Source organism: Rugamonas violacea, assembly GCF_016461825.1.
GTDB lineage: Bacteria > Pseudomonadota > Gammaproteobacteria > Burkholderiales > Burkholderiaceae_D > Rugamonas.
On sequence record NZ_JAEMNU010000123.1, the window covers coordinates 37,077 to 45,925 of the forward strand.

The 8,849-nt window shown below is 66.5% G+C and carries 10 protein-coding genes; 6 read left to right on the plus strand and 4 right to left on the minus strand.

The genetic code is table 11. The features are described from left to right. Positions 1–149 precede the first annotated feature (149 nt). The gene (locus tag H7U20_RS22370) at positions 150–908 is read left to right on the plus strand and encodes a UDP-2,3-diacylglucosamine diphosphatase (protein WP_199761576.1); all 759 of its coding nucleotides are present in this window, start codon (positions 150–152) and stop codon (positions 906–908) included. Positions 909–946: 38 nt separating this feature from the next. Here H7U20_RS22370 and H7U20_RS22375 read toward each other — a convergent pair whose 3' ends face one another. Next, positions 947–1,699 carry a hypothetical protein gene (locus tag H7U20_RS22375; protein ID WP_199761359.1) on the minus strand — a complete coding sequence of 251 codons (753 nt, stop codon included), beginning with the start codon at positions 1,697–1,699 and terminating at the stop codon, positions 947–949. Positions 1,700–1,814: 115 nt separating this feature from the next. After that, the gene (locus H7U20_RS22380) at positions 1,815–2,387 is read right to left on the minus strand and encodes a DUF1439 domain-containing protein (RefSeq protein WP_199761360.1); all 573 of its coding nucleotides are present in this window, start codon (positions 2,385–2,387) and stop codon (positions 1,815–1,817) included. Positions 2,388–2,604: 217 nt separating this feature from the next. On the opposite strand from H7U20_RS22380, the gene H7U20_RS22385 reads away from it, so the two are divergent. From H7U20_RS22385 to H7U20_RS22405, 5 genes are all read left to right on the plus strand, one after another. Further along, a complete protein-coding gene (locus H7U20_RS22385) occupies positions 2,605–2,988 on the plus strand; it encodes a GntR family transcriptional regulator (RefSeq protein WP_199761361.1) in 384 nt (127 codons plus the stop codon). Beyond that, a complete protein-coding gene (locus tag H7U20_RS22390) occupies positions 2,985–3,842 on the plus strand; it encodes an ABC transporter ATP-binding protein (RefSeq protein ID WP_199761362.1) in 858 nt (285 codons plus the stop codon). The genes H7U20_RS22385 and H7U20_RS22390 overlap by 4 nt, the downstream gene beginning before the upstream one ends. Next, positions 3,839–4,795 (plus strand): hypothetical protein, encoded by a 957-nt coding sequence (locus H7U20_RS22395; protein ID WP_199761363.1) that lies wholly within the window; start codon positions 3,839–3,841, stop codon positions 4,793–4,795. Before H7U20_RS22390 ends, H7U20_RS22395 begins: the two co-directional genes overlap by 4 nt. Before the next feature lie 82 nt (positions 4,796–4,877). Next, on the plus strand, positions 4,878–5,963 hold the full coding sequence (locus tag H7U20_RS22400; RefSeq protein ID WP_199761364.1) for an alpha/beta fold hydrolase: 1,086 nt from the start codon (positions 4,878–4,880) through the stop codon (positions 5,961–5,963). A 128-nt stretch (positions 5,964–6,091) separates the two neighbouring features. Continuing rightward, positions 6,092–7,150 carry a glycosyltransferase family 9 protein gene (locus H7U20_RS22405; RefSeq protein ID WP_199761365.1) on the plus strand — a complete coding sequence of 353 codons (1,059 nt, stop codon included), beginning with the start codon at positions 6,092–6,094 and terminating at the stop codon, positions 7,148–7,150. A 145-nt stretch (positions 7,151–7,295) separates the two neighbouring features. On the opposite strand, the gene H7U20_RS22410 is transcribed toward H7U20_RS22405, so the two are convergent. Both H7U20_RS22410 and cysE read right to left on the minus strand, forming a co-directional pair. Then, complete coding sequence (locus tag H7U20_RS22410; protein ID WP_199761577.1) at positions 7,296–7,973, minus strand: YceH family protein; 678 nt, start codon at positions 7,971–7,973, stop codon at positions 7,296–7,298. Positions 7,974–7,989: 16 nt separating this feature from the next. After that, positions 7,990–8,733, minus strand: a complete 744-nt coding sequence (gene cysE, locus H7U20_RS22415; protein ID WP_199761366.1) for a serine O-acetyltransferase — start codon at positions 8,731–8,733, stop codon at positions 7,990–7,992. Positions 8,734–8,849 lie beyond the last annotated feature (116 nt).

Consider the following 8,849-nt stretch of genomic DNA (forward strand, 5'->3'; position numbering starts at 1 on the left):
CCCCCCCCGGCTCTCCGCCTTTGGGTGGTTTTAGTCGCCGCCAGCGCCTTGACTTCAGTAGCACTAGTACACGGCCGCATACGCGGCTTGCTTATCCGCCCACCACTTTCCACGGCGGCCGGGTATTGTTGAAGGAATCAGGAATGACAATGCCTGACAAGCGCGTCCTCGCGCTGTTTATCTCCGACCTGCATCTGCAAGCGTCGCACCACCACACCACCGAGGCCTTCCTGCGCTTCCTGCAACAGCAGGCGATGCGGGCGCGCGAGCTGTATCTGCTCGGCGACCTGTTCGAATACTGGGCCGGCGACGACGACCTCGACGCGCCCTACCACCAAGCCATCGTCCAGGCGCTGCGCCAAGTCAGCGACGCCGGCGTCAAGCTGTACTGGATCGCCGGCAACCGCGACTTCCTGGTCGGCGCGCCGCTCGCCGCCGCCGCCGGCATGACGCTGCTGCCCGAGATCCACGTCGCCACCATCGGCGGCCTGCGCGTCGCGCTGCTGCACGGCGACGCCCAGTGCACCGAGGATGTCAACTACATGGCCTTCCGCGCCCAGGTGCGCCAGCCGGCCTGGCAGGCGCAGTTCCTGGCGATGCCGCTGGCGCAGCGCAAGGCGATCATCGCCGGCATGCGCGAGAACAGCCGCAAGGACCAGGGCAACAAGAGCTACGAGATCATGGACGTGACGCCGCAGGCGATCGCCGAGGTGTTCGCCCAGACCGGCAGCGACGTCATGATCCACGGCCACACCCACCGCCCCGCCCTGCACAGGGTTGGCGCCACGCGCCGCTACGTGCTGCCGGACTGGGAGCCGGATGCGACACCGCCGCGCGGCGGCTGGATCGCCATCGACGCCAGCGGCGCCGTCAGCCGGTACGACCTCGGCGGCGCTACGCTGGCCTAGGCGCCGGCGCAAGCCAGCGCCCGCAGCCCACCCGCAGCTCAACCACGAATCTGCGCGAAGGCCGCGTTCAGACGGCGCAACAGCGCCTGGTTGATCTCGCGCGTGTGGCGGTTCCACCGATCGATGGTCGGCAGCAGCTCGGCGCGCAGCTGCGCGGCCAAGACCTGCTCGCCGGCGCTCACCGCCCAGATCAAACATTCGGCGCGCGCGGCAAAGCTGCCAAAACGCGCCACGGCGAACTCAAATTCGGCCTTCGCCTCGGCTTGGCGGCCAGCGCCGGCCAGCGCCTGGGCCAGCAACAGCGAGACCTGCTCGGCGCGGAAATTGGCGTCGGCCTGACGGATCTGCTGCAGGTGCGCGACCGCCGCGCCGCTACGGGCGCAAGCGAAGTTGGCGCGCGCCGCGCCGAAGCGTATCTCCAGATCGCCGGCGAACGGCCCTTGCAGGCCGGCCTCGTAGGTGTTGGCCGCCTCGGCGGCATCGCCCGCCTCCAGTTGGGCGGCGGCCAGGCGCATCTGATTCTGCGCCGTCGGCGTGTAGTCGAAGGCGGCGCGCGCCTCGCGCAGTTCGCGGCTCGGGTCCAGCGTCTTGACGGCCACTTTGGCCACCTTGCGCGCGCCGTGCTGCCAGCCGGAACCCGGCAGGTAGATGGCGAAGAAGTACACCACGCTACCGAGCAGCGGGAAGGAGAACAAAATCAACAGCCAGTACAGCTGCTGCCCGTTGCGGATCGCGTGGATGGCGAAAAACAGCGCCACCAGTACGTGCAATCCAATGCCAAAAATCGCCATGCCTGCTCCAAAAATCTAATCAATGAGGCGGATTGTAGAAGCTGCGGCCGCACGCGGCAAGCCTACAAGCGGCGCGGTAAGCGCCGCTTAAGGATAGCCACCCCGGGCCGTCGTCTTAAGGTGCCGGCGCCAGCGTCACCACCAGCCCGCCGGGCTTGGTGCTGATGCCGGTCAGCTCGAACTGCACGCCGCCGTAACGCAGGTCCTCCGGGCGGAAACGATATACCGGAATATCCCTGGCCACCAGCTCGGCCAGCAGTTTGCCGGCCGGCGCCAGCTTGTACTGATAGTCATTGTCCAGCTGGCGGAACATGAAGCGATCGATGCGGGCATCGCGCAACATCACCGCATTGTGTGCGCGGTCGACCTGCAAACGGCCGGAGACCAGCATATTGCCCTGCCAGGACTGGCGACCGAGCAGCGGCGAGACGGCCGTGTCAAGCTCCAGCGAGATGCAATCGGCGCAGTCGAGAATGTCCAGGCGCGGGCGGCTCAACTCGACGTCGAAAATGGCCAGCACGCGCTGGCGCAGCGGGAAGCGTTTGTCCAGGCCCTGCTGCAGGCGCTCCAGCGGCAGCTCGACCTGGCGCGGGCCGATCAGCGTCGAGCACGAGGCCAGCAGCGTGGCCGCCAGCGCGGCCAGGCCGAGCCGTTTGCGGCGCGATGAAAAGAGATGAATGCCGTTCATTGAATTCCTTGTGAAACCGCTGTGGCGCGGTTGCCGCAAAGTCTACTCGATTTCCCAGCGGCAGGCATGCCACGGCCCCCTCGCACCCCGCTATCAAAAAAACACTTGATTTTGCCAATCCTAGTGTTATAGTTCACTACAACACCACTTCGTTATATCACCAAGGGGGAGACATGAATGTCCGAATCAACAGCACAGCAGCCGGGGAGCAGCAACCATGACCATGGGCTGGAATGACAATGCGCCGATCTACCGCCAGCTCAAGGAGCGGGTGATCGGCATGATGCTCGACGGCTTGCTCAAGCCGGGCGACGCACTACCGTCGGTACGCCAGATCGCGGCCGACTTCCAGCTCAACCCGATCACCGTATCGCGGGCCTACCAGGAGCTGGTCGACGAAACCTTAGTAGAAAAACGGAGAGGATTGGGTATGTATATGACAGACGGCGCCCGCGACAAGCTGCTGGCCACGGAACGCGAGCGTTTCCTGCGCGAGGAGTGGCCGGCGATGATAGAACGCATCCGCCGCCTCGGCCTGGACCTGCAACAACTGCTGCAGGCGACCCAGCCGGGCCAAGCGGCGACGGGAGGTGCGGCATGAACGCCATCGTCTCCGCCAGCAATCTGAGCAAGCGCTACGGCAAGGAACTGGCGCTCGACCAGGCCAGCTTCGACATCCAGCCCGGCCGCATCGTCGGCCTGATCGGCCCCAACGGCTCGGGCAAGACCACCACGCTCAAAGCCATGCTGGGCCTGACCCAGTTCGACGGCCAGATGAGCGTGCTGGGGCTGGACCCGCGCACCCAGCGCGACGAGTTGATGCGCGACGTCTGCTTCATCGCCGACGTCGCCATCCTGCCGCGCTGGTTGAAGGTCAAGGACGCCGTCGATTTCGTCGCCGGCGTGCACCCGCGCTTCGACCGCGACAAGGCCGAGCGCTACATCGCCCACACCAAGCTGGCGCCGAACATGAAGGTCAAGGCCATGTCCAAGGGCATGGTGGTGCAGCTGCACCTGGCGCTGGTGATGGCCATCGACGCCCGCCTGCTGGTGCTCGACGAGCCGACCCTGGGCCTGGACATCCTGTACCGCAAGCAGTTCTACCAGAACCTGCTGGAGGACTATTTCGACGAGGGCAAGACCATCCTCATCACCACCCACCAGATCGAAGAGGTCGAGCACATCCTGACCGACCTGCTGTTCATCCGCGACGGCAAGATCACCTTGTCGGCCTCGATGGAGGAGATCGGCGAGCGCTTCACCGAGGTGATGGTCGAGCCACCCTACACCGTCGCCGCCACCGCGCTGCAGCCGCTCAGCCAGCGCACCGTGTTCGGCAAGTCCGTGATGCTGTTCGACGGCGTGGCGCGCAGCCAGCTGGCCGTCTTCGGCGAAACCCGCACCCCCAGCGTCGCCGACCTGTTCGTCGCGACCATGAAAGGAAGCTACGCATGAAAACGATGACATGGTTGATCAAGCGCGAATTGTGGGAACACAAGGGCATGCTGGTGTGGGCGCCGGCCGTGGTCGGCGCGCTGATCACCGCCTTCACCGCGCTGGTGCTGTTGTACAGCAGTAGCGGCAACATCGACATCAATGGCGAGTCGATCACCCTGGGCATGATCGACGCCACGCCGGCGATGCGCGCCAAGATCCTCGACGTGCTGGCGCACGGCTACATCGCCACCGCCGCACCGGTGCTGTTGATGCTCGGCTTCATGGTGTTCTTCTACTGCCTCGGCGCGCTGTATGACGAGCGGCGCGACCGCAGCCTGCTGTTCTGGAAGTCGCTGCCGGTGTCGGACCGCACCACGGTGCTGTCCAAGCTGCTGCTGGCGCTCGGCGTGGCGCCGCTGGTGGTCGCCGTGATCGGCGCGCTGGCCGCGCTGGCGGTGCTGCTGATGATCTGCACGGCGGCCGCCTTCAAGGGATTGAACCTGTTCGGCCCGCTGCTGATGTCGCCCGCCCTGTACCTGGCGCCGCTGCAGCTGCTGGCGCTGCTGCCGGTGTACGCGCTGTGGGCGCTGCCGACGGTGGCCTGGCTGCTGCTGGTGTCGAGCTGGGCGCGCTCCAAGGTGTTCCTGTGGGCGGTCGGCGCGCCCCTGCTGACGATAATGCTGGCCAAGTGGGCCAACCACGCCTTCAACCTGGAGTGGAACATCGACTGGCTGGTGCAGCTGGTGGTGGGTCGCATGCTGTTGGGCGTGGCGCCCGGCTCCTGGCTGGTGGTCGAGCAGGTCGACCCGGTCCTGCTGCTGGCCGGCGACGGCCATCGCGCCGACCTGGGCAACATCCTCGGCCAATCCTGGGGTACCCTGGCCCATGCCAATGTGTGGATCGGCGTCGCCGCCGGCGTGGCGATGCTCGCCGGCGCGGTCTGGCTGCGCCGCCGCCGCGAAGAGGGCTGATGGCCACGGGCGTCCGGCCAGCAAGCCGGCGCCCGCCCCCGCGGCACAGTGCCCCTCCCCTCCACTTTTTGCCAGGAACGCCATGACCACACTCCCCGCCCTGCTTGCCGCCGCGCTGCTGCTGGCGACCACCAACGGCATGGCGCAAACGCCGGCGCCCGTGCCGGCCCCATTGGACGCGCAAGCAGCGCCATTGCGTTGCGGCGCCACGCCGCAGGCCGTCAACGAAGCCGGCTACGTGGCCATCGGCGGCATCGCGCAGTGGGTCACCATCAAGGGCGCCAGCTGCGCCAATCCGGTCATCCTGGTGGTCCACGGCGGCCCGGGCAATCCGCTCAGTCCCTATGCCGATGCGCTCTACGGCGCCTGGCAGAAGGACTACACGCTGGTGCAGTGGGACCAGCGCGGTGCCGGCAGGACCTATGGCAAGAACCGGCCGGCCGAAGACCAGGCGCTGACGGCGACCCAGCTGCGCGACGACGGTCTGGCGCTGGCCGCCTTCCTGAGCGGCCACCTGGGCCAGCGCAAGCTGATCCTGATGGGCGGCTCCTGGGGCTCCTACCTGGCCGTCAGCATGGCCAAGGCCAGGCCCGAGCTATTCCACGCCTATCTCGGCGCGGCGCAACTGGTCAATTCGACGGAAAACATGCGCACCAGCCGGGAGGCCTTGCTGGCACTGGCGCGCGGCGCCGGCGACAGCGCCAGCGTGGCCAAGCTGGAAGCGCTGGGCGCGCCGCCGTGGCGCGATCCGCGCAGCTTCGGCGTGCTGCGGCGGATCGACCGCGAGTACGAGGCGCTGGTCACCGAACCGGCGCCGGCGGCCTGGTGGCAACGCGCCGCCGACTACCGGCTGGCGCAGGACCTGGCCGACGACGAGGCCGGCGAGGACTACTCCTACCTGCAATTCGTCGGCCGCAACGGCGACGGCATGTTCGCCCAGGTCGACCTGGCCGCGCTCGGCGGCGACTTCGCGCTGCCCTTCTTCATCGTCCACGGCGCCGAGGACTTGTTGACCACGCCGGCCGTGGCGCGGCGCTACTTCGACAGCATCCGCGCGCCGCAGAAACAATTCGTGCTGCTGCCGCGCAGCGGCCACGACCCCAACCAGGCCCTGCTCGACGCCCAGCTCAAACTGCTCAACGAGCGCATCCGTCCGTTGACAAAATAAGCCGCCGGCGGCCGCCGCCCGATGCCGCCGGCAGACCGGGTTTGAGAAAACCACCATCACATCCATTACAATGATGCATTATTTGCGGCCGGTAATCGGCGGCCGCCGCCGCATCATTGATCGCCACTATGTCCTTCCTCAAGAAACACCTGCTGCATCTGCTGTTCGACAAGTCCAAGAAAGTTCCCTTCGATCCGAGCAAGATTAAAAAAATGCTCATCTTGCGCAACGACCGCATCGGCGACATGATCGTCTCGACGCCCCTGCTGCGCGAACTGAGGAACGCCTACCCGGACCTGCAGATCGACGTCGCCGCCAGCAGTGTCAACGAGACGGTGATCCGCGCCTGTCCGCACGTGTCGAACATCCTGATCTGGGACCGGGGCAACGGGCTCGACACCTTGAAGATCGTGCTCGGCATCCGGCGCCAGCGCTACGACGTCATCTTCAGCACCAGCAACATCTTCTCGATCCCCTGGCTGGCCCGACTCAAGCTGCTCGGCGCCAAGCATCTGATCGGCTTCAACATCAAAAAATACGGCACCGGCACACACCGGCTCGGCATGTACGACTACACGGTCGACTGCAACCGCGACCGCCACATCCTGGAGAGTTATTTTTCCGCGCTGAAGAATTTCGGCCTGAAGGAGGCCAACCCGCGCTACGAATTGTTCGGCGTCGAACAACTGCCGGCCGGCCCGCGCGACTTCCTCGCCGAGCTGAAGCGGCGCCACAAGGGCATCGTCTGCTTCAACTACCAGGGCAGCATGGCCAACCGCACCATCAGCAGCGACGACGCGGTGGCGCTGTGCCGCGCGCTGGCCGACAAGTACCGCGACCGCGCCGTGCTGGTGATCCATCCGCCGGGCGACCGCGCGCGCGCCGAAGGCATCGTCGCCGCCGTGCAACGCGACAACGTCCAACTATCCTTCGCCACCTCCAGCATCCTTGAATTGGCGGCGCTGATCGAGCAGTGCGAGCTGGTCATTTCGCCGGACACGGCGGTGATCCACCTGGCCTCGGCCTACAACAAGAAGGTGCTGGGCTTTTACATCAACACCGACAACCACCGCTGGTTCTATCCGATGTGCGACCACTTCCGCATCGTGCTGTCGAAGACCGAGCACATCGGCGCCATCGACCAGCAGGCCAGCCTGCACGCCTTCGACGAGCTGATGGCCTGCTAAGTCGTTCCCGCGCAGGCGGGAACCCATGCCCCGCATGCGTTCCCCCCATGCCCCGCATGCGTTCCCCCCATGCTTCGCCGGCGTTCCCGCCATACTGCGGCTGCGTTCCCGCGTCCGCCACATTCTGCCTAACTGGTGCGTACCGTTACTCGAACTGCTGGCGGAACGCCGACAACTGCTCGCGCAGATCGTCAACATCGCGGCGCAACAGCGCCACCTCCTGCTCCAGCTGACCGACCCGGCCGCCCTGCTGCGGCGCCGACACCGAACCGGCATAACCGGCCGCCGTCTCCTCGCGCGCCAAGGCCTCTTCGCCGCCCAACAGCTGGCCATAGCGCGGCTCCTTGGTACCGGGCGCCAGCGCCAAGCGGGCCACCAGCGGCGGATACTTGTCGATCAAAAATTGCAGGCCCAGCTCGACGTCGCCCACCGTCTTGAACTCGTGCAGGCGGCCGGTGCGGGTGCGGATCTCGCCGGCCGTCTGCAGGCCGCGCAACATCAGCGTGCTCAGAATGGCCAGCTTGTCCTGCTCCAGCGACCACTTGATGCGCATGCGGTGCTCGTACTTGGTGACGCGGGCGCCGGCCTGGGTGATGCCGTTGACGTACTTGCGCTGCATCAGCCGCTGCAGCACCTCGGCCACGGTCTCCTCCGACAGCGCCATCACCGGGTCGCGGCTGGACAACTGGTTGCAGCCGTTGGTGATGGCGTTGAGCGACAAGGGATAGTTGTCCGGCGTGGTCGCCTCCTTCTCGGCCAGCACGGCCAACACGCGGATTTCAAACGGGTCCAATACCGCAGTGCCCTCGGGCGACGATTCCATATTCATACGCAGATCCTTAGTCGACTAGCTTGTTGAGTTGTACGGAATCAAATTTATCACATTCGGCCATGCCCTGGCAGCTCAGGCCGGCCGCCTGCATGGCCGTCAGGATGCGCTCGATCTGCCGCTCCTGGCTGGCGGCGTGGTCGATCAGGCCGCGCAGCGCCTTCGACAAGGGGTCGTCGCCGTTCGGCGTGACGCCATAGGCGGCGAACAGCTGGGCGCCGCTGCCGGCCACGCCGGCATCCTTCTGCACGATGTGGGCCGGGTTGCCGACCGCCGTGGCGCCGGCCGGCAGCGGCTTGAGCAGCACGGCGTTGGAGCCGACCTTGGCGAACTCGCCGACGGTGAAGCCGCCCAGCACCTTGGCGCCGGCGCCGACGATGACGCCGCGCGCCAACGTCGGGTGGCGCTTGGCGCCGCTGTTGAGCGAGGTGCCGCCCAGGGTGACGCCCTGGTAAATGGTGCAGTCATCGCCGACCACGGCGGTCTCGCCGATGACCACGCCGAAGCCGTGGTCGATGAAGACGCGGCGGCCGATGCTGGCGCCGGGGTGGATCTCGATGCCGGTGACGATGCGCGCCAGGTAGCTGATGAAGCGGCCGCCCCACTTCAGGCCGTGGTGCCAGCACCAGTGCGCCCAGCGGTGCATGACGATGGCCTGCAGGCCGGGGTAACAGCTCAGCACTTCCCAGGCGTTGCGGGCGGCGGGATCGCGTTCGATGATGCTCTGAATGTCTTGGCGCAAATGGTGGAACATGGCGTGCACAGGTGGGGCGGCCGATGGCTAGATGGTAGCGCATCCGCGCGGGGTTTGCTGGGAGGGAGGGGCCGCTGGTGTCAGCCAACCCCAGAGACAAGGCCGGGGTCGGACCC